The 20,802-nt window shown below is 72.2% G+C and carries 13 protein-coding genes and 1 pseudogene; 7 read left to right on the top strand and 7 right to left on the bottom strand.

Annotation, left to right across the window (positions count from 1 at the left end):
• A pseudogene (locus tag IF655_RS20865) lies at window positions 1–204 on the top strand (glucose-6-phosphate isomerase); the annotation flags it as partial.
• Between the two features lie 532 nt (window positions 205–736).
• Here IF655_RS20865 and IF655_RS20870 read toward each other — a convergent pair.
• The 3 genes from IF655_RS20870 to IF655_RS20880 are packed head-to-tail and all read right to left on the bottom strand — an operon-like array spanning window position 737 to window position 4,377.
• A complete protein-coding gene (locus tag IF655_RS20870; RefSeq protein WP_199586522.1) occupies window positions 737–3,019 on the bottom strand; it encodes an FtsX-like permease family protein in 2,283 nt (760 codons plus the stop codon).
• A 51-nt stretch (window positions 3,020–3,070) separates the two neighbouring features.
• Window positions 3,071–3,814: an ABC transporter ATP-binding protein gene (locus IF655_RS20875; protein WP_199586653.1), complete on the bottom strand. Its 744-nt coding sequence runs from the start codon at window positions 3,812–3,814 to the stop codon at window positions 3,071–3,073.
• A 47-nt stretch (window positions 3,815–3,861) separates the two neighbouring features.
• On the bottom strand, window positions 3,862–4,377 hold the full coding sequence (locus IF655_RS20880) for a PadR family transcriptional regulator (protein ID WP_199586523.1): 516 nt from the start codon (window positions 4,375–4,377) through the stop codon (window positions 3,862–3,864).
• Window positions 4,378–4,500: 123 nt separating this feature from the next.
• Here IF655_RS20880 and IF655_RS20885 point away from each other — a divergent pair, with 123 nt between their 5' ends.
• The 6 genes from IF655_RS20885 to IF655_RS20910 all read left to right on the top strand — a co-directional run bounded on the left by IF655_RS20885 (window position 4,501) and on the right by IF655_RS20910 (window position 16,134).
• Window positions 4,501–5,760, top strand: coding sequence for an ABC transporter substrate-binding protein (locus IF655_RS20885; RefSeq protein ID WP_199586524.1), 1,260 nt, complete (start codon window positions 4,501–4,503; stop codon window positions 5,758–5,760).
• Window positions 5,761–5,904: 144 nt separating this feature from the next.
• Entirely contained in the window at window positions 5,905–7,518 is a 1,614-nt protein-coding gene (locus IF655_RS20890) for a glycoside hydrolase family 13 protein (protein WP_199586525.1), read from the top strand.
• A 39-nt stretch (window positions 7,519–7,557) separates the two neighbouring features.
• The gene (locus IF655_RS20895) at window positions 7,558–8,886 is read left to right on the top strand and encodes an ABC transporter substrate-binding protein (RefSeq protein WP_199586526.1); all 1,329 of its coding nucleotides are present in this window, start codon (window positions 7,558–7,560) and stop codon (window positions 8,884–8,886) included.
• Window positions 8,887–8,894: 8 nt separating this feature from the next.
• Window positions 8,895–10,256, top strand: a complete 1,362-nt coding sequence (locus IF655_RS20900; RefSeq protein ID WP_199586527.1) for a carbohydrate ABC transporter permease — start codon at window positions 8,895–8,897, stop codon at window positions 10,254–10,256.
• Window positions 10,253–11,092 (top strand): carbohydrate ABC transporter permease, encoded by an 840-nt coding sequence (locus tag IF655_RS20905; protein WP_199586528.1) that lies wholly within the window; start codon window positions 10,253–10,255, stop codon window positions 11,090–11,092. The genes IF655_RS20900 and IF655_RS20905 overlap by 4 nt, the downstream gene beginning before the upstream one ends.
• 161 nt (window positions 11,093–11,253) lie before the next feature.
• Window positions 11,254–16,134 carry a DUF3320 domain-containing protein gene (locus IF655_RS20910; RefSeq protein WP_199586529.1) on the top strand — a complete coding sequence of 1,627 codons (4,881 nt, stop codon included), beginning with the start codon at window positions 11,254–11,256 and terminating at the stop codon, window positions 16,132–16,134.
• Between the two features lie 74 nt (window positions 16,135–16,208).
• Here IF655_RS20910 and pgl read toward each other — a convergent pair whose 3' ends face one another.
• From pgl to tal, 4 genes are read right to left on the bottom strand one after another with little or no spacing between them, the layout of a single operon-like run.
• Window positions 16,209–16,991 carry a 6-phosphogluconolactonase gene (pgl, locus tag IF655_RS20915; RefSeq protein ID WP_199586530.1) on the bottom strand — a complete coding sequence of 261 codons (783 nt, stop codon included), beginning with the start codon at window positions 16,989–16,991 and terminating at the stop codon, window positions 16,209–16,211.
• The gene (gene opcA / locus IF655_RS20920; RefSeq protein ID WP_199586531.1) at window positions 16,988–18,100 is read right to left on the bottom strand and encodes a glucose-6-phosphate dehydrogenase assembly protein OpcA; all 1,113 of its coding nucleotides are present in this window, start codon (window positions 18,098–18,100) and stop codon (window positions 16,988–16,990) included. The genes pgl and opcA overlap by 4 nt, the downstream gene beginning before the upstream one ends.
• Window positions 18,097–19,635, bottom strand: a complete 1,539-nt coding sequence (gene zwf / locus IF655_RS20925) for a glucose-6-phosphate dehydrogenase (RefSeq protein ID WP_199586532.1) — start codon at window positions 19,633–19,635, stop codon at window positions 18,097–18,099. Before zwf ends, opcA begins: the two co-directional genes overlap by 4 nt.
• Window position 19,636: 1 nt before the next feature.
• The gene (gene tal / locus IF655_RS20930) at window positions 19,637–20,779 is read right to left on the bottom strand and encodes a transaldolase (protein ID WP_199586533.1); all 1,143 of its coding nucleotides are present in this window, start codon (window positions 20,777–20,779) and stop codon (window positions 19,637–19,639) included.
• Window positions 20,780–20,802: the final 23 nt, after the last annotated feature.

The raw sequence follows: 20,802 nt of genomic DNA on the forward strand, positions 1-20,802 counted from the left end.
CTCATCGCCCTCTACGAACAGAAGGTGTTCGTCCAGGGCGCGGTCTGGAACATCGACTCCTTCGACCAGTGGGGCGTGGAGCTGGGCAAGGTCCTCGCGAAGCGGATCGAGCCCGCCCTGACCGAGGGCGCCGAGGTCCCAGGGCTCGACCCGTCGACCAAGGCACTGGTGACCGAGTACCGCGAGATGCGCGACCGAGGCTGACGCCAGGGGGCCGAGCCCGGGACCTGCCCCTGGGGTCGGCTCCCCGGGCTGCCGCCCCGGCCCCGGGCTCCGTGTCCCGGGTCTGTTCCCACCTTGTGCCCCGGGGCTGCCCCCCCGGTCCCGCCGGGGACCTCGGAGCTGCCGCTCAGGGTCTGCCCTCGGCCGGGGGTCCAAGGTTGGTCTTCCCCCTGTCCCCCCGGCTCGCCGGGTTTGCCCCCGGCGCCTCCGTGCCTGCCGCCAAGGTCTGCTCCCTGGCTCCTGGCGGCTCCCTCCTCGCGTCTCTCCTCCGCGGGCCCCGGGTTCGCGCCCTGGTTCTGTCCCCGGGCCTACGGGTCTCCCCCTGGCCCTCGGGTCTACCGCTTGGGTCCCCGGCTCGTACCGGGTCTGCCTCCAGGGCTCCCGGGTCTGCCCTCGGGTCCGCCCCCGGACTTCCGGCCCGTACCCGGGTCCGCCCCCAGGGCTCCTGGGCGTGCCGCCCGGGGCTGCCCCCGTAGCCTGGGCCCCTGGCCCCGCCCCCGTCGCCGTCAGGCAATCACCCCGCCGCGCTCACCGTATCCGCCGGTCGACCGCGTGCCGACCGGGCGGCAGGCACCGTGGCCAGCGCCGCCGCGCCCGCCACCGCGCCCGCGCCGATCAGGAGTAGTAGGCCGAGGGAGGGGGCGCGGGCCAGGCCGGAGCCGATGCCGGTGGAGTTGGCCTGGGCGTTGATCAGGTGGTGGGCCAGGGGGACGCCGAGGGCGGTGGCGGTGAGGGCTGCTGCCAGGGCTGTGCAACTGATCGAGGTGACGGTGATCGCGGTGATCTGGCGGGGGGACATGCCGATGGCGCGCAGGGCGAGGACGTCTCGTTCGCCTTCGCGGACGGTGCCGCCGATGGCGGTGAGGAGTTCGACCAGACCGACGAGGGCGAGGACGGCGATCAGGCCCGCGACCACGGCGCGGAGCGGGGAGAGACCGTCGGCGGGGTTGGTGACGGTGTGTACGTCGAGGTGGCCGCCGCCCGCCGAGGTGAGCGCGGCGGCGACCGACGCGGGGTCGGCGCCCGGGCGCAGCCGGAGCTGGTAGAAGGCGGGGGAGAGAGTGGGGTCGTTCTCGCGGAGGGTGTCGAGGGAGGTCGTCACGGTCCGGCCGCCGTTCTGCGGTTCGAGGGCGCGGCCCACGATGTGCAGGATCTGCGGCTGGTCGCCGACCGTCATGCGGACCCAGTCGCCCACCCGGACGTGCAGCAGGTCGAGGAGTCCCTGACCCGCCACCGCCTCGTCGGGTCCGTGCGCGCGCCGTCCCTCGACGAGGGCGTAGGGGTAGGGGCGTTCACGCGTGCCGAGACCGCGCAGCGCGATGGTGCCGGTCTGCCCGGGGACCAGCGCGGCCAGCTCCACACCCGGGTACGCCTCGGCGATCCGGGGGTCGGCCGCCAGCAGATGCCGTATCCGCTGGTCGCTCAGTCCGTCGTCGGCGCGGACGGTGAGCGCGGCGGGCAGACCCACGCGGGAGGGTTCGGTGTGGAAGCGGTCGATGGTGGTCCAGGCGCTCAGCGCGACCACCATGAGCAGCAGCGGAAGCGTCAGCCGGGCCAGCGCGGCGGAGGAGCGGCCGCGCCCGGCGAAGGCGCGGTGGCAGCCGAGGACCAGCGCGGCGGGCAGCCGTAGACCGAGTGCCCGGCGGGCCACCTCGGTCAGCCCGGCGCCCGAGGGTCCCGCCGGACGGGGTACCGGGACGGGCGGAACCCGCCCCGCGCGCCAGGCGGCGAGTCCGGTGGTCAGCCCGATGAGCAGCACCGTGCCCACGGGGACGGCGGACAGCGCCAGGGTGTGCCCCGGCAGCCCCTGCCACACGCCCACCGCGTCCCCGAGCCGCCCCGGCACCCGGGTGCCGAGCCCCTCGATGAGCGCTGCCGCGACCACCGCGCCGAGCACGGCGTACGCCAGATGCTGGAGCAGGAAGACCCGTACGACCTGCGCGGGCGTGAACCCGATCGCCTTCAGCACCGAGATGTCCCGCAGATGCCCCCGGATGCGGGTGCCGATCGCCCCGTGCACCGCGAACCCGGCGGCGGCCAGCGCGCCGAGCCCGAACGCCCCGAGCACCTGGCCGAGCAGCCGGTTGTCGCCCTGTGCCTGTGCCCGCGCCTGCTGCCAGGTGGAGACCTCCCCGACCGCGCCCGCGCCCAGCCGGGTCACGGCGCGCTGGACGGCGTAGTCGGTGTCGGCGGGGTCGGTCAGGCGCAGCCCGGTGACCTGGTAGCCGGGGGCGCGCACGGCGGAGGGCAGCGCCCAGACCAGCCCCGGCTGTTCGCCCGCGCTGTAGCGGGGCTCCGCGCTGTCGGCGATGCCCTCCACGGTCAGGGTGCGGGCGGTGCCGGGCAGCGTGAGGGTGTCTCCGGGCTCGGCCAGCAGGGCGCGGGCCAGCCCGCTCTCCAGGACCACGCCGTCCGGCCGGGCGGCGTCGAGCCAGTGCCCGGCGGTGAGCAACGGGCGTCCCACGGAGGGCAGACGCACAGCGGCGCGCAATTCCACCGACGCCCGGGTGCCCCGGCAGGAGACGGTGGCGGTCTCGGTGGCGTACGGTCCGGCGACCGCGCGCACCCCGTCCAGGGAGGCGAGCCGGGCGGCGTCGGCAGAGGGCGCGGTGTGCAGCCAGACGTGCGCGCCGTGAGCCTGGGTGAAGATCCGCTGCCAGGGGTTGGTCGCGTAGCCGAACAGGGCGGCGGCGAGGAGCAGGGAGGCGACGATCCCGGCGGTGGCGAGGGACAGGAACAGCGCCTCGCCGCGGTGCGCGCGCAGATCGGAGTGGGCCCAGCGCAGGGTGGCACGCACGGGCTCAGCTCCTCGTACCGACAGGACGGCGGGGATGGTCGGGCACGGTCGTCAGTCCCTCAGTTCCAGCACGCCCGAAGTGCCGGACCTCGGGGAGGGCGTGCCCGCGAGGACCGCGTCGTCGGCGATACGGCCGTCGAAGAAGCTGATCACGCGGTCCGCCGCGCTCGCCAGGCGGGCGTCGTGCGTGACCAGGACGATGCTCTGGCCGCGCGCGTGGAAGCGGGTCAGCAGCCGCATCACCTCACGGGTGCCCTTGCTGTCGAGGCTGCCCGCGGGTTCGTCGGCGAGGAGCAGCGGAGGGTGGTTGACCAGCGCGCGGGCCAGCGCGACCCGCTGCTGCTCGCCGCCGGACAGCTCACGGGGCATCGCGCGCTCCTTGCCGGTGAGACCCAGCTCGGCCAGCAGTGCCTCGCGTTCGGCGCGGGCGCGCTTCGGGGGGACGCCCGCGAGCAGGGCGGGCAGCTCCACGTTGTCCGCGACGGACAGGTTGGAGACCAGGTTGAAGAACTGGAAGACGATGCCGATGGATCTGCGGCGCTCCACCGCCCAGCGCGCCTCGGTGAAGGAGTCCGTCGGGCGGCCGTCGAGCCAGATGCTGCCCGCGTCGGGGCGCTGGAGACCGCCGAGCAGATGCAGCAGCGTGGACTTGCCCGCGCCGGAGGGTCCGGTGACGGCGACGAACTCGCCGCGCGCCACGGTCAGATCGACCCCGCGCACGGCCCGCACCGGGGCGCCCTCGCCGTGGTGGGTCTTCTCCAGACCCTCGGCCCGCAGCACAGGAGGCGGCGGCACAGGAGGCGGCGGCACGGGAGACTGCGGCTTCTCGCCCGGTTTCTCGCTCACTGAGGCCCCTCCAGTTCCTCCTGGCAGCGCTCCAGCCAGTCGAGGTCCGCCTGGAGATGCAGCATCGCGCCCTCGATGAGCAACTGGGCGACACGGTTGTCCCGGTCCTCGGCCGCCGCGAGGCGTGACAGGTCCCGCATGGTGTTCAGATAGCGGCGCCGCTGCCGGTTGATGAGGTCGATCTGGTCGGCGAGACCGGTCCTCGGGGCCAGCGCGAGCTTCATGAAGAACTCGTCCCGCACCCGGGGTTCGCCCTCGGTCTCCTCGAACCAGACGTGCAGCGCCTCACGCCCGGCGTCGGTGAGGTGGTAGACCTTCTTGTTGGGACGGCCGGACTGCTCGACGTCCTCGCCCGCGATCAGCCCCGACTTCTCCAGGCGCCCGAGGGTCACATAGATCTGCCCGACGTTCGGCTGAGGGTACGCGGAGCCCAGCAGTTGCTCAAGGTCCTGTTTCAGCTCGTAGCCGTGGGCGGGGCCGCGCGCGAGGAGTGCCAGGAGGGGCAGACGCACTCGTGCTGTCCTCCTGTCCGCCGAATGTGCTCCACCCCCTAGTATCGCGCATACCTAACAGGTATACATGGCTCGGTCCCGGGCGATGATGCCCGGTGGCGTGGGGTGCACTGGGAGGAACCTATGCGGTGGATGCGCGCCGCCGGTAGGGGAGTCCTCGTTCTCGCCGTGGTGCTGGCCGGATGTGTGTCCTCCGGAGCCCGTGCCGACGGCGGAGACGGGCGCGGACCGCTCACCCTGGCCACCGCGGGCGACCTCACCGGCTATCTCGGTCCGCTGCTCGCGGGCTGGAACCGCGCCCACCCCGCCGAGCGCGTCACCCTGGTCGAACTCCCGGACTCCGCCGACGAGACCCACGCGCAGATGACCACCGACCTGCGCGGCGGCGACCGCGGCCGCTTCGACGTCCTCAACATCGACGTCAACTGGACCTCCGAGTTCGCCGCCGCGGGCTGGATACGCCCGCTGCCCCCGAGCCGCTTCCCGCTGAAGACCTTCCTGCCCCCGGTCGTCGACACCGCCACCTACGAGGGGCGGCTCTACGCGGTCCCGTACGTCACCAACGCCGGACTGCTGCTCTACCGCAAGGACGTCCTCGACAAGGAGGGCGTGCCGCCCCCGCGCACCTGGGCCGAGCTGGAGCACGACGCCCGGACCATCGCCCCGAAGTACGGACTGGACGGCTACGCGGGTCAGTTCCTGCCCTACGAGGGGCTGACCGTCAACGCCGCCGAGGCGGTGTACTCGGCCGGCGGCTCCATCCTCGGCGGCGAGGGCACCCGCGTCACCGTGAACTCCGACGCCGCCCGCGAGGGCATCGGCTTCCTCGCCCGGGGCGTGCGCGAGGGCTGGATACCGAAGGCTGCCCTCACCTACAAGGAGGAGGAGTCCAAACAGGCGTTCCAGGACGGTCACTTGCTCTTCCTGCGCAACTGGCCCTACGCCGTCGCCTCCGCCAAGGGCTCCAAGGTGGCCGGGAAGATCGGCGCCGTGACGCTGCCCGGACCGCACGGTCCCGGCACCAGCGTGCTCGGCGGCTCCAACCTCGCCGTCAACAGCCATGCCCGGCACCCCGATTCGGCGGCGCGCCTGATCGCCTACCTCACCAGCGAGCCCGTCCAGCGCCAGGTCCTCACCCGGGGCGCGCTGCCACCCGTGCGCGCCGCGCTGTACCAGGACCCTGACCTCATCCGGCGCTTCCCCTATCTGCCGACCCTGCGCACCGCCGTGCTCACCGCCGCCCCGCGCCCCAAGAGCCCGCGCTACGACCAGGTCAGCCTGGTCGTCCAGGCGGTCGTGCACGACGCGCTGACCGGTCGGCAGACCCCGGCAGCCGCCGTCCGCAGGCTGGCCCGGGAACTCGACGCCGTCGCCAGTCGCTAGCTCAGATAGTTACTTGTTAGGTAACGCGCTCATATCGAAGCGCTTCTTCCTGCCCGGGTAAGTCCCCTTTTGTGTGCCTCACTTGGCGACGCCGTGCGTTCTTCTCATTGACACCCCTGAGAAACAGCTACCTAACATGCATGCATGAAAAGGCACCACTGGTGGCGCGACGCGGTGATCTACCAGGTGTACGTCCGCAGCTTCCTGGACAGCACCGGTGACGGCGTCGGCGACCTCGCCGGAGTCCGCGCGGGACTGCCGTACCTGAAGAAGCTCGGCGTGGACGGCGTCTGGCTGAGCCCCTTCTACCCGTCGCCCCAGCACGACCACGGCTACGACGTGGCGAACTACCGCGACGTCGACCCGCTCTTCGGCGACCTCGCCGAGTTCGACCTGCTGATGGCCGACGCCCGGCGGCTCGGGCTGAAGATCCTGCTCGACATCGTCCCCAACCACTGCTCCAGCGAGCACCCCTGGTTCCGCGCCGCCCTCGCCGCCGCAGCGGGCAGCGAGGAGCGCGCCCGCTTCCACTTCGCCGAGGGACGCGGCCCGGACGGCGCCGAGCCGCCCAACAACTGGCACGCCATGTTCGGCGGTCCCGCCTGGACCCGGACCGACGACGGCCAGTGGTACCTGCACATGTTCACGCCCGAGCAGCCCGACTGGAACTGGCGCCACCCCGAGATCCCCGCCGAGTTCGAGGAGGTCCTGCGCTTCTGGCTCGACCGGGGCGTGGACGGCTTCCGCATCGACGTGGCCGCCGGACTCTACAAGCACCCCGAGCTGCCCGACTCCGACGACCCCGAGGCCGACGCCCGCACCCGCGACTCGGTCAACCCGCTCGCCTGGAACCAGCCCGAGGTGCACGACGTGTGGCGCCGCTGGCGCGCGGTCTGCGAGGAGTACACCGCCCGCGACGGCCGCGAACGGCTCCTGGTCGGCGAGGTCTCCGTGCCCACCGCCCGCGAGCACGCCGCCTACGTCCGCCCCGACGAGCTGCACCAGGCGTTCTTCTTCGACCTGCTCGGCGCCCCCTGGGACGCCGACGCCTTCCGCAAGGTCATCTCCGAAGCCATGCGCGACATCGCGGGCACCGGCTCCACGCTCACCTGGGTCCTCAACAACCACGACCAGGTCCGCACCGTCACCCGCTACGGCGAACCCGCACCCGGAGGCAGCGGACTCGGCGCCGCCCGCGCCCGCGCCGCCGCCCTGCTGATGCTCGCGCTGCCCGGCGCCGCGTACATCTACCAGGGCGAGGAGCTGGGTCTGCCCGAGGTCGTCGACCTCCCCGACGACGTGCTCACCGACCCCGTCTTCCACCGCACCGGCAGCCGCGCCCGGGTCCGCGACGGCTGCCGGGTGCCGCTGCCCTGGTCCGGACAGGCGTCCCCGTTCGGCTTCACCACCGGCGTCGAGGGCGTCAGGACCTGGCTGCCGCAGCCCGACTACTTCGCCGAGTACGCCACCGAGCGCGCCCTCGCCGACACCCGCTCCTTCTGGCACCTCTACCGCGACGGACTCCAACTGCGCGCCTCCCTGCCCCAGTTGGGCGACGGCGACGGCACGCTGCGCTGGCTCGACACCGAGCCCGGCGTCCTCGCCTTCACGCGCGGCGACGGACTGGTCTGCGCCGTCAACTTCTCCACCGCGCCCACGACCGCGCCTGTCCCGGGCACCCCGCTGCTCGCCAGCGGACCCTGCCCGGCCGGGGAACTCCCCGGCTCCACCGCCGCCTGGTGGCTCGCCGACGTCTGATCCGCCGTCAACACCCACCTCCTTGAAGGGGCATCAACGATGATGCGACGACGTACCACCCTGCTCACCGGCTGCACCGCCCTCGTCCTCGCGCTCGGCGCGACCGCGTGCGGTGGCGACAAGCCCGTCTCCGCCGGGGGCGGCGACAAGGCGCTCACCGGCCAGACCGTCACCGTCGCCGGTGTCTGGTCCGGCAGCGAGCAGAAGAACTTCCAGAAGGTGCTCGACGCCTTCACCGCCAAGACCGGCGCGAAGACCCAGTTCACCTCCACCGGCGACAACGTCTCCACCGTCGTCGGCAGCAAGATCGAGGGCGGCAACGCCCCCGACGTGGTGATGGTCCCGCAGGTCGGCGTGCTCCAGCAGTTCGCCAAGAAGGGCTGGCTCAAGCCGCTGTCCGCCACCACCGAGAAGTCGGTCGACGCGGGCTTCGCCCCGGTCTGGAAGAAGTACGGCAGCGTCGACGGCACCCTCTACGGGCTCTACTTCAAGGCCGCCCACAAGTCGACCGTCTGGTACAGCCCCGACGCGCTCAGCCAGGCGGGCGTCAAGCCCCCGAAGACGTACGCGGACCTCCTCAAGGCCGGGCACACCGTCTCCGACTCCGGGCTCGCCGCCTTCGCCGTCGCCGGACAGGACGGCTGGACCCTCACCGACTGGTTCGAGAACATCTACCTCTCCCAGGCGGGACCCGAGAAGTACGACGCGCTCGCCGCCCACAAGCTCAAGTGGACCGACGCCAGTGTGGTCAAGGCGCTCACCACCCTCGGCAAGCTGTTCAAGGACAAGCAGCTCGTCGCGGGCGGCAGCAAGGAGGCGCTGAACACCGACTTCCCCGGCTCCGTCGAGAAGGTCTTCGGACCCAAGCCGCAGGCGGGCATGGTCTACGAGGGCGACTTCGTGGCCGGTGTCGCCCACGACCAGTTCCACCGCACCATCGGCAAGGACGCCGACTTCTTCCCCTTCCCGGCGGTCGACGGCGGCACCGCGCCCGTGGTCAGCGGCGGTGACGCGGCGGTCGTCCTCAAGGACGGCAAGAACGCCAAGGCGGGCATGAAGCTCCTGGAGTACCTGGCCACGCCCGAAGCCGCCGCCGTCTGGGCCAAGGCGGGCGGCTTCCTCTCCCCGAACAAGAACCTCGACCTCGCCTCCTACGGCGACGACGTCACCCGCGCCACCGCCAAGTCCCTGGTCGGCGCCGGGGACTCGGTCCGCTTCGACATGTCGGACCAGGCACCTGCCGCGTTCGGCGGCACGAAGGGCGCCGGTGAGTGGAAGCTCCTCCAGGACTTCCTGCGCGACCCGTCCGACCCCAAGGGCACCGCGGCGAAGCTGGAGTCCGCGGCGGCCAAGGCGTACCAGGACTGAGTGGCCCGATGACCGCCACCGTCCCCGTCAAGGAACAGGCGGCCCCGTCCGCCGCCGGGCCGGCGCGCCAGCGCCGCACCCGGCGGCGCGGCCGGGCGGTCGCCCTCCTCTTCGTCCTCCCCGCGCTGCTCCTGCTCGGCGCCCTCGTCGTCTACCCGGTGCTCTTCTCGATCGGGCGCAGCTTCTTCGACGCCTCCGGCACCCGGTTCGTCGGCGGCGGCAACTACGCCGAGATGTTCCAGGACCCGGCCACCGTGAAGGCCATCCGGAACACCGCCATCTGGGTCGTCGTCGCTCCCGCCCTGCTCACCGGGCTCGGTCTGATCCTCGCCGTGCTGGTGGAGAAGGTCCGCTGGGCCACCGCCTTCAAGTTGCTGCTGTTCATGCCGATGGCGGTCTCCTTCCTCGCCGCCGGGATCATCTTCCGGCTCGCCTACGACGAGGACCCCGACAAGGGCGTCCTGAACGCCGCCGTCGTCTCCGTGCACGACGCCTTCGCCGGGACCTCCACCTACCCGACCGCCCGCGCCCGCGACGGTCACGGGCTCACCCCGGCGTCCGGCGGCGCGTACACCACGGCCGCCGGGATCTCGCCGGGCGGCGCGCCCGCGGTCCTCCCGATGGTCGGCGTCCTGCCCAAGGACCTCCCCAAGGGCGCCGAACCCGCCCGGCAGCCCGCGGGTCACGCCCCCTCCGGCGAGGTGCGCGGTGTCGTCTACCTCGACTTCACCCCCGGCGGGGGAGGAAAGCAGGGGCAGGTCGACGCCAAGGAGAGCGGGCTGCCCGGGATGAAGGTCGAGGCGGTGCGCGACGGGCACACCGCCGCCACCGCGACCACCGCCGCCGACGGCTCCTTCCGCTTCACCCACCTCGCCGCCGGTACGTACGCGCTCCGGCTGCCCGGCGCCAACTTCGCCCCGCCCTACCAGGGCGTCTCCTGGCTCGGTCCGGCGCTGGTCACGCCCGCGATCATCGGCGCGTACCTGTGGATCTGGACCGGGTTCGCCATGGTGCTCATCGGCGCGGGTTTGTCCACGCTGCCCCGGGAGACCCTGGAGGCGGCCCGGGTGGACGGCGCGAACGAGTGGCAGATCTTCCGCCGCATCACCGTCCCGCTGCTCGCACCCGTGCTCACGGTCGTCTTCGTGACCCTCGTGATCAACGTGATGAAGGTCTTCGACCTCGTCTACATCATCGCGCCCGGACCGGTGCAGGAGGACGCCACCGTGCTTGCCACCCAGATGTGGCTGGTCTCCTTCGGCGGCGGCAACAACCAGGGTCTCGGCAGCGCCCTCGGCGTGCTCCTGCTGCTCCTGGTGATCCCCGCGATGGTCTTCAACGTCCGGCGTTTCAAGAGGAGTCAGCGATGAACGCGGTCCGGCGCGGTCTGGGCAACGGTCTGGTCCAGGCGTTCCTGGTGGTGATCGGGCTGGTCTGGCTGACCCCGCTCGCGGGGCTGTTCGTCTCCTCGATGCGCACCCCCGAGGACACCGCCAAGGGCGGCTGGTGGACGGCGCTGACGAGTCCGGGTCAGTTGTCCTTCGACAACTACACGGCGCTGCTGAAGAACTCCGGGATGACGCAGGCGTTCTGGAACACCGTGCTGATCTCGGTGCCGACCACCGCCCTGGTCGTCGTGCTCGCGGCGCTCGCCGGATACGCCTTCGCCTGGCTGGAGTTCCCGCTCAGGGAACCCCTCTTCCTGCTGGTGGTCGCGCTGTTGGTGGTGCCGGTGCAGATCGGTCTGCTGCCCGTCGCCAAACTCTTCGGCCAGTTGGGCCTGTTCGGCACGATCCCGGGCGTGGTCCTCTTCCACGTGGCGTACGGGCTGCCGTTCGCGGTGTTCCTGCTGCGGAACTACTTCGCCGAGATCCCGAAGGAGATGCTGGAGGCGGCTCGCATGGACGGCGGGGGCGAGTGGCGAATCTTCACCCAACTGGTGCTGCCCGTGGGGCGCCCCGCCCTGGCGAGCCTCGCCATCTTCCAGTTCCTGTGGGTGTGGAACGACATGCTGGTCGCCCTGCTCTTCGCGGACAGCTCGTCCCAGCCGCTCACCGTCCAACTCCAGTCGCAGATCCGTCAGTTCGGCAGCAACATCGACGTGCTGGCGCCGGGAGCCTTCCTCTCGCTGATCGTCCCGGTGGTCGTCTTCTTCGCCTTCCAGCGGCATTTCGTGCAGGGCGTGATGGCGGGCTCCGTCAAGTGACGGCGACGACGGGGCACAGGACATCCCCGGTTTGTTCACAACAAGTTCATCTCGGATCGTCGATCTTCGGCGTGGCGTAGAAAAACACCTGATAGGGAGGTATCTCCAGGGGGGCCGGTGAGGGTGGCTTCCCCTGCCCAGCTCCGGGAGGTACCCACCCCATGGCCCACCAGCCGCAGAATCTGTTGAAGGCCGTGCTCGACGGATGGCGGAACTCCCTGCTGGACATGGGCGGCCGCAACCGGCTGCTCAACTTCCGGCACACCAGGACCGCCACGCTGGAGATCACCACGCCCGAGGCGGCGGCGCTCCTCGCGGAACTGGGCAAGGGCTGGGAGTTCGCACCGGTCGCCGAGCGGCCGGAGGGCGTGGCGCTGGCCAAGGAGAGCGACGGGACCGGCGCCTCCCGAGGCGGGGCGGCGGCACGGCGCTCCCGCCCCGGGCTCGTCACCCAGAAGACCACCCAGGCGTCCCTGGACACCTCCCTGTACCAACTGCGCCAGAAGTCCGGCCAGATGTACAACGACTACGGCCTGTGGGTGCTGTGGCTCGGCGTCGGCATCCTCGACTGGCGCGAGCCCGGCGCCCACGAGAGCAGCGCCGCCCCGCTGCTCCTCGTCCCCGTGGAGCTGCGCCGCGACGGCAACCGCCGCTACCGGCTCCACCCCGCCGAGGGCCAGGACCGCATCCACAACCCCGCGCTCGCCGTGAAGCTGGACCGGCTCGGCGTCGACTGGAGCGCCGTCACCGCCACCGACCCCGCCGACCTGCCCGGCGTCCTCGCCGCCGCCCGCAGGGCCACCGGTGCCCTGAAGGACTGGGCGGTGGAAGAGCGCGTGGTGCTCGGACTGTTCGCCTCCCACCGCGAGGCGATGTACCAGGACCTCCAGCAGAACGAGGAGCAGATCCTCGCCCACCCGCTGGTCCGCGCCGTCGCCCTCGGACCCGACGCCGAACTCCCTGACGGTCTCGTCGACTTCGAGCCCGCCGGACTCGACCGCATCGACGAGGTCCAACTGCCCGAGCAGACGCCCCTGGTGCTCGACGCCGACGCCTCCCAGCGCCAGTGCGTCGCGGCTGCCCTCGACGGTCGCTCCTTCGTGATGAGCGGACCGCCCGGCACCGGCAAGAGCCAGACCATCACCAACCTGATCGCCGCCCTCGTGCACGCGGGCCGCAGCGTGCTGTTCGTCAGCGAGAAGGCAGCCGCCCTCGACGTCGTGCGCAACCGGCTGCGCGGGGTCGGTCTCGGCGACTTCGTCATGGCCCTGCACAGCGGTGACACGAGCAAGAAGGCCGTCGCCACCGAACTCGCCCGGGTCCTCACCACCGAGGCGCGCGTCACCGGCGCCGCCGCGCACGAGCTGGAGCACGCCCGCAGGCTGCGCGAGGAGCTGTCCGCCTACGCCGCCGCCATGAACGAGACCCGCGCCCCGCTCGGCCGCACCCTGCACGACGTGCTCGGCCGGCTCGTCCTGCTGGAACAGGACGACACCCCGCGGCTCCCGCTCGGCACCGAGAGCGCCAGGGCTGTGCGCACGCTGAGCGCCGGTGCCCTGCGCGACCTCACCGCCGCCGCGGGGACGGTCGCCCGCGCCTGGCGCCCCGCCGCCGAGGGCGACGCCTTCCCCTGGCGCGGGCTCGTCGGCACCGCCCCGCACCAGGCCGTCTCCGAGGCAGCCGACGCCCTCGGCGCGCTGGTGACGGCCGCCGAGCGCCGCCCCTTCGCCGTCAGCGAGCCCGCACCCCGTACCGTCCGCGAACTCCAGCAGCTCGTGCGCACCCTGCGCGCGGACCTGCCGAACGCCCCCGCCCCGGTCGACGGCATCCTCCCCGACGACGTCACCGACCGCACCGCCCAGCTCGCGGACCTCTTCGGGATGCCCAAACCCGACCGCGCCGCCGACGCCTTCGCCCTGTGCGAGCTGGCCGGACTCACCACCGCAGGGCAGCGCCCGCCGCGCGGCTGGTTCGACGCCGACACCCTGCGCCGCGCCCACGAAGCCGCGCGAGACCTGCGTACCGCCCTCGACGCCGAGGAGCGCGCCCGCGCGACCGCCGCCGACGTGTTCGGGGAGAAGGTGCTCACCGAGACCGGACTGCCCGAGCTGGTCAAGCGCTTCGCGCAGCAGCACCGGGGTCTGATGTCCCGCTTCTCCGCGCAGTACAAGGCGGACCGCGCCACCGTCACCGACCTCGCCCGCACCGGCACCTGGGACAAGTCCCTGCCCGCGCGGCTGGACGACGCGCTCGCCTGGCACGAGACGGCGGCCGAGGTGACCCGCCTCGCCGACACCCACGCCGCCCTGCTCGCGCCGTACACCCCGCGCACCCTCGACGCGTGCGCCGCCCTCGACCGCGCCCTGGCCACCGCCGACCGGATCGCCGTGCTCGGCGGCACCGCCGAACGCCCCGGCGCGCTCGTCGACCGGCTCGCCGCGGACGCCGAGCCCGACCCGCTGCCCGCCCTCCTGGTCGACCACGTCCACAGCGCGCTCGGCGCCTGGTGCGCGGCCGCCGACGCCCGCGCCGAGCGCTGGAACCGGGCCGTCACCGATCTCCTCGACCAGTTCGACACCGCCCGCCGCACCCAGCTCTCGCCCGCCCTGCTCGGCACCCTCGCCGAGGCGGGACAGGCCGTCGACGTGCTGCGCGAGGACCCCCAGGGTCCCGAGGTCTGGCACGCCCACCTCGCCGGTCTCGCCGTGCTCGCCCGGCACGGCGCCGACGCGCTGGTCACCGGCGCCGCCGAACGCGGGCTCGACCCCGCCAGGCTGCCCGAGGTGGCCGAACAGGCGGTGCTGCGCGCCTGGGCGGACGACCTCCTCGCCACCGACCCGCGCCTGCGCAGCACCCGCTCCGAGGACCTGGACACCCGCGTCGCGGACTTCCGCGCCGCCGACCTGCGGCTGATCGCGGCGGCGGGCGGCGCGGTGACCGAGGCGTGCAACAAGCGGCGCCCCCGCAACTTCGCGGGCGGCGCCGGTGCCGTCATCGTCCGCGAGGCGGAGAAGAAGACCCGCCACATGCCGGTGCGCGAACTGCTCGGCCGCACCCGCGAGGTCGTCCAGGCGGTCAAGCCCTGTTTCATGATGAGCCCTCTGACGGTCAGTCAGTTCTTGCCGCCGGACTTCCACTTCGACGTGGTGGTCTTCGACGAGGCGTCCCAGGTACGGCCCAGCGACGCGGTGAACTGCATCTACCGGGGGCGCACGTTGATCGTCGCCGGTGACGACAAGCAGTTGCCGCCGACCTCGTTCTTCGACTCCGCCGTGGACGACGACTCCGACGAGTACGCCGACGACCTGCCCGACTCCTTCGAGTCCCTGCTGCACGCCTGCAAGGCGGGCGCCATGCGCGAACTCCCGCTGCGCTGGCACTACCGTAGCCGCCACGAGAACCTGATCACCTTCAGCAACCGCGAGTTCTACGCCAACTCGATGATCACCTTCCCCGGCGCGGTGGCCGAGGGCGACGACGTCGGCGTGGCCTTCCTCGACGCCGCGGGCGCCTACGACCGGGGCGGACGCCGCGACAACCGCGTCGAGGCCGAGTACGTCGCCCGCCGCGTGCTGCACCACTTCGACACCCGCCCCGGCAGGACCCTCGGCGTCGTCGCCCTCTCCCAGGCCCAGGCGTCCGCCATCGACCTCGCCGTGCAGCAGGCCCGGCTCGCCCGCCCCGACCTCGACCACTGCTTCACCGAGGACCGGCTCGACGGGTTCTTCGTGAAGAACCTCGAATCCGTGCAGGGCGACGAGCGCGACGTGATGATCATGTCCATCGGCTACGGACCCGACGAACACGGCCGCCTCGGACTCAACTTCGGACCCATCAACAAGAGCGGCGGCTGGCGGCGCCTCAACGTCGCGGTCACCCGCGCCCGTTACCGCATGGAGGTCGTCTCCTCCTTCCGGGGCACCGCCCTCGCCGACAGCCCCAACGAAAGCGTGCAGTACCTCAAGCGCTACCTCGAATACGCCGAGAACGGTCCCTCCGTCCTCGCCCGCGACGTCGTCCAGTCGGACGCCGAGCCCGACAGCCCCTTCGAGGAGTCCGTCCTCGCCGTCCTGCGCGGCTGGGGCTACCGGGTCCAGCCGCAGGTCGGTGTCGCCGGATACCGCATCGACCTCGGCGTACGCCACCCCGCGCTGCCCGGCGCCTACGCCCTCGGCATCGAGTGCGACGGCGCGATGTACCACTCCTCCAAGGCCGCCCGCGACCGCGACCGGCTCCGCGAACAGGTACTGAACGGACTCGGCTGGCGGCTGCACCGCATCTGGGGCACCGACTGGTACCGGGGTCGCGCGGCGGCGGAACTCCGGCTGCGCGAAGCCGTCGAACAGGCCGTTGCCGACGGCCCGTTGCTCACCGTGACCGGACCCCCGCCCACCACGCCGACGCCGGGCGAGACCAGCGGCACCGCACCCACCGCCGACACGCCCCCGGAGCCGGTCGTCGAGCGCGTCCCCGTCGACCCCGCCACCGAGCGGGAATGGAGCGCCCCCTACACACCCGCCGCCGTCACGGTCACCCCCCGCCACGAACTCCACACCCAGGAAGCCCGGCCCGCCCTGCGCGAGGCGCTGACCCGGATCGTCGAGGCCGAAGGACCCGTCCACGAGGACCTGTTGGTCCAGCGAGCCCGCGAGGCGTGGGGTGTCGGGCGCGCGGGCAGCCGGATCCGCGACAACGTGCGCGCGGTGGCCGACGCCCTCGTGCGCTCCGGGAAGCTCACCTCGGCCGACGGCTTCTACGCGCTCGCCAAGTCCGGTCCGACCAGGGCCCGTCACCCGCAGGGCGGCGACACGCCCCGCAAGGTCGTGCACATAGCGCCGGGGGAGCGGCACGTCGCCCTGTACGAACTGGCCGTCGAGTGCCCCGGCTTGAGCGAGGACGAACTGGTCAAGCTGGCCTGCGAGTTCTTCGGCTGGCGGCGCACCGGCAAGGACATCCGCGACCGGCTCGCCGCCGACATCGCCGAACTGCGCCGCGCCGGACGCCTCCAGGGCGGACCCGACCAGGTCGCCGCCGTCCGCTGAACCCGCCCGCACGAGCCGAATACGCGAAAGGGCGGCGGGAGCCTCAAGCTCCCACCGCCCTTTGCCGGTTCAGCTCACGGGGAAGCCGGAGGGTACAGCGAACGCGGCAGGTCCTTCGCCGCCGCCGAGTCCAGCAGCCACAGCGTCCGCGCCCGTCCCTGGGCACCCGCCGCCGGAGCCTGGATCTCGCCCGCGCCGGACAGCGCGATGGCCACCGCCTCGGCCTTGTCCTCGCCCGCCGCCAGCAGCCACACCTCACGCGCCGCGCGGATCGCGGGCAGCGTCAGCGAGACCCGGGTCGGCGGCGGCTTGGGCGCGCCGTGCACACCCACCACCGTGCGCTCGGTCTCCCGGACAGCGGGCAACTCCGGGAACAGGGACGCCACATGGGTGTCCGGACCGACGCCGAGCAGCAGCACGTCGAACTCCGGCACCTCGGCGTGGTCCTCGGGGCCCGCCGCCTTGGCCAGCTCCGCCGCGTACGCCTCGGCAGCCGCGTCCACGTCCGCGCCGTACGGACCGTCCGAGGCGGGCATCGGGTGCACCCGCGCCGGGTCCAGCGGTACGGCGTCGAGCAGCGCCTCACGAGCCTGCGTGTAGTTGCGGTCCGGGTCGCCCTCGGGGAGATAGCGCTCGTCGCCCCACCACAGGTCCAGACGGCTCCAGTCGACGGCGTCCCGCGCGGGCGCGGAAGCCAGCGCGGCCAGCAGACCGTTGCCGTTGCGCCCGCCCGTGAGGACCACGGAGGCGTGACCGCGCGAAGCCTGCGCGTCCACGATCTTCGTGATCAGGCGCGCCGCGGCTGCCTCGGCCATCAGTTCCTTGTCGCGGTGCACGACCAACTGCGGAGTGCTCACTTCGACGCCGCCTTCCTCGCCAGGGAGTTGGGAGTCGGCTTCTCGACCGCCGTCTCCTCGACCGCGGCTTCCTCGGCCACGACCTTTACCGCCGCGTCCTCCGCCGCCGCCTGTTCGGCCGCCGCCGCCTCCGCCGCGACGTCCTCGGCCACCACCTCGGACAGCCCCGCCACCGCGTCCTCCGCCTTCGCCAGCCGCTCCACGCCGTAGCGCAGCGCCGCCGCGTAGGTGTCGTCCGGGTCGAGCCTGCGCAGCTCCTCCGCGATCAGCTCGGCGGTGTCCCGCCGCTTGAGCGCGACCGCGCGAGCGGGCTGACCCGAGATGGACAGGGTGGCCAGCGAACCGTCCGCCCGGTCGAGGACGATCGGACCGCATGTGGTGTCCATGCGGACGGCGGTGAGCCCCGGACCCGAGGACAGCGTCCGCCGCACGGGCACCGCGAGCCGGTCCGCCAGCCACATCGCGAGCAGCTCGCAGCTCGGGTTGAACTCCTCGCCCTCCACCTCGACACCGGTGACCTCGCAGCTCACCTGGTCCAGAGCCGCCGCCAGCATCGAGCGCCAGGGCGTGATCCGGGTCCAGGACAGGTCCGTGTCGCCGGGGGTGTACGTCTCGGCACGCGCGGCCAGTTCCCGCACCGGCTGCTCGGCGGCGTAGGTGTCGGTGACCCGGCGCTGCGCGAGCGCGCCCAGCGGGTCCTTGGCCGGGTCCAGCGGCGCCGCCACCGGCCACCAGACGACCACGGGGGCGTCGGGCAGCAGCAGCGGCAGCACGACCGAGTCGGCGTGGTCGGAGACCTCGCCGTGCAGCCGCACCACCACGGTCTCCCCGGTGCCCGCGTCCGCACCCACCCTGACCTCGGCGTCGAGCCGGGAGGAGGTGCGGTCGCGCAGGGTGCGGGCGTGCCGCTTGATGACGACCAGGGTGCGCGAGGGGTGCTCGCGCGAGGCGTCGTTGGCGGCGCGCAGCGCGTCGTAGGCGTTCTCCTCGTCGGTGACGATGACGAGGGTCAGGACCATGCCGACGGCGGGGGTGCCGATCGCCCGGCGGCCCTCCACCAGCGCCTTGTTGATGTCTCCGGCGGTGGTTCCGGTCAGGTCTATCTTCATGGCCGGCGCCAGCTCCGTCCGTCTCGTGCGAGCATCTCGTCCGCCTCGGCCGGACCCCACGTACCCGACTTGTACTGCGCGGGCCTGCCGTGGGTGTCCCAGTACTCCTCGACCGGGTCGAGGATCTCCCAGGACAGCTCGACCTCCTCCGTGCGCGGGAAGAGGTTGGCGTCACCGAGGAGCACGTCGAGGATCAGCCGCTCGTACGCCTCGGGGCTGGACTCGGTGAAGGACTCGCCGTACGCGAAGTCCATCGACACGTCCCGGATCTCCATCGAGGTGCCCGGCACCTTGGAGCCGAAGCGCACCGTGATGCCCTCGTCCGGCTGGACGCGGATGACGATCGCGTTCTCGCCCAGCTCCTCGGTCGCCGTGTGGTCGAACGGGGAGTGCGGGGCGCGCTGGAAGACCACCGCGATCTCGGTGACCCGGCGGCCGAGCCGCTTGCCGGTGCGCAGATAGAAGGGGACACCCGCCCAGCGGCGGTTGTCGATCTCCAGCTTCACCGCCGCGTAGGTGTCGGTCTTCGACTCGGGGTTGATCCCGTCCTCTTCGAGGTAGCCGATGACCTTCTGACCGCCCTGCCACCCGGCCGCGTACTGACCGCGCACCGTGTGCCGGCCCAGCTCGTCCGGCAGCCGGACGGCGCCGAGCACCTTGGTCTTCTCCGCCGCCAGCGCGTCCGCGTCGAAGGAGGACGGCTCCTCCATCGCGGTCAGCGCGAGCAACTGCAGCAGGTGGTTCTGGATGACGTCACGGGCGGCGCCGATGCCGTCGTAGTACCCGGCGCGGCCACCGATGCCGATGTCCTCCGCCATGGTGATCTGCACGTGGTCCACGTAGGACCGGTTCCAGATCGGCTCGAACATGGTGTTGGCGAAGCGCAGCGCCAGCAGGTTCTGGACGGTCTCCTTGCCGAGGTAGTGGTCGATCCGGAACACCTGGTCCGGCTCGAACACCTCGTGCACGACCTTGTTCAGCTCCTCGGCCGACCTCAGGTCGTGGCCGAAGGGCTTCTCGATGACCGCGCGCCGCCAGGAGCCCCCGGTCTGGTCGGCCAGCCCGTGCTTCTTGAGCTGCTGGATGACCACGGGGAAGGCGCGCGGCGGCACCGACAGATAGAAGGCGAAGTTGCCGCTGGTGCCCTGCGCCTTGTCCAGCTCGTCGATGGTCGCGCGCAGCCGCTCGAACGCCTCGTCGTCGTCGAAGGTGCCCTGGACGAAGCGCATCCCCTGCAGGAGCTGCTGCCAGACCTCCTCGCGGAACGGCGTACGGGCGTGTTCCTTCACGGCGTCGTGCACGACCTGCGCGAAGTCCTCGTGCTCCCAGTCGCGGCGGGCGAAGCCCACCAGGGAGAAGCCCGGCGGCAGCAGACCGCGGTTGGCCAGGTCGTAGACCGCGGGCATCAGCTTCTTGCGGGACAGGTCGCCGGTGACACCGAAGATCACCAGGCCCGACGGCCCCGCGATGCGCGGGAGCCGTCGGTCGGCGGGATCACGAAGCGGGTTGGCTCCGGAACCGTTGAGGGGTGACAAATCAGCCCTCCGAAGGGGCGAGCCGCTTGAGCTCCGCCTCGGTCGACTTCAGCAGGTCGTTCCAGGACCCCTCGAACTTGTCGACGCCCTCGTCCTCCAGGACCTTGACGACGTCGTCGTACGAGATGCCCAGCGCCTCCAGCGCGTCGAGGTCGGCGCGCGCCTGCTCGTAGGTGCCGGACACCGTGTCCCCGGTGATCTGCCCGTGGTCCTCGGTGGCCTCAAGGGTGGCTTCCGGCATGGTGTTGACCGTGTTCGGCGCGACCAGCTCGGTGACGTACATCGTGTCCGAGTACGCCGGGTCCTTCACACCGGTCGACGCCCACAGCGGACGCTGCTTGTTCGCGCCCGCCTTCTCCAGCGCCTTCCAGCGGTCCGAGGGCGGCGTCGAATTGTCGGCGGAGCCGAACACATCCTCGTACGCCTGGTAGGCGAGCCGGGCGTTGGCGATGGCGGCCTTGCCGCGCAGCGCCTTGGCCTCGTCGGTGCCGAGCGCCGCGAGCCGCTTGTCGATCTCGGTGTCCACGCGGGACACGAAGAAGGACGCGACCGAGTAGATCTGCGACAGGTCCAGACCGCGCTCCTTGGCCTTCTCCAGGCCGGTCAGGTAGGCGTCCATGACCTTGCGGTACCGGTCGAGGGAGAAGATCAGCGTGACGTTGACGCTGATGCCGTTGCCGATCGTCTCCGCGATCGCGGGCAGACCCGGCTCGGTGGCCGGGATCTTGATCAGCGCGTTGGGGCGGTCCACCAGCCACGCGAGCTGCTTGGCCTCGGCGACGGTCGCGCGGGTGTTGTGCGCCAGGCGCGGGTCGACCTCGATGGAGACCCGGCCGTCCTGGCCGCCCGTCGCGTCGAAGACCGGGCGCAGGATGTCGGCGGCGTCACGGACGTCCGCCGTGGTGATCATGCGGATGGCCTCTTCCACGGTGACCTCGCGGGCGGCGAGGTCGGCCAACTGCTGGTCGTAGCCGTCGCCCTGGGAGATCGCCTTCTGGAAGATCGTCGGGTTGGTGGTGACGCCCACGACGTGCTGCTGGTCGATCAGCTCGGCGAGATTGCCGGACGTGATCCGCTTGCGCGACAGGTCGTCCAGCCAGATCGCGACGCCTTCCTCGGAGAGGCGCTTGAGTGCGTCTGTCATGGAAAATGCATCTCCTACGTGTC

Source organism: Streptomyces sp. DSM 110735, from assembly GCF_016482685.1.
Lineage (GTDB): Bacteria > Actinomycetota > Actinomycetes > Streptomycetales > Streptomycetaceae > Streptomyces.

Bases quoted from the DNA above. Each gene is read 5' to 3' on its own strand.
- IF655_RS20885 (WP_199586524.1), top strand. From the start codon at position 4,501: ATGCGGTGGATGCGCGCCGCCGGTAGGGGAGTCCTCGTTCTCGCCGTG.
- IF655_RS20890 (WP_199586525.1), top strand. From the start codon at position 5,905: ATGAAAAGGCACCACTGGTGGCGCGACGCGGTGATCTACCAGGTGTAC.
- IF655_RS20895 (WP_199586526.1), top strand. From the start codon at position 7,558: ATGATGCGACGACGTACCACCCTGCTCACCGGCTGCACCGCCCTCGTC.
- IF655_RS20900 (WP_199586527.1), top strand. From the start codon at position 8,895: ATGACCGCCACCGTCCCCGTCAAGGAACAGGCGGCCCCGTCCGCCGCC.
- IF655_RS20905 (WP_199586528.1), top strand. From the start codon at position 10,253: ATGAACGCGGTCCGGCGCGGTCTGGGCAACGGTCTGGTCCAGGCGTTC.
- IF655_RS20910 (WP_199586529.1), top strand. From the start codon at position 11,254: ATGGCCCACCAGCCGCAGAATCTGTTGAAGGCCGTGCTCGACGGATGG.
- opcA (WP_199586531.1), bottom strand. From the start codon at position 18,100: ATGAAGATAGACCTGACCGGAACCACCGCCGGAGACATCAACAAGGCG.
- tal (WP_199586533.1), bottom strand. From the start codon at position 20,779: ATGACAGACGCACTCAAGCGCCTCTCCGAGGAAGGCGTCGCGATCTGG.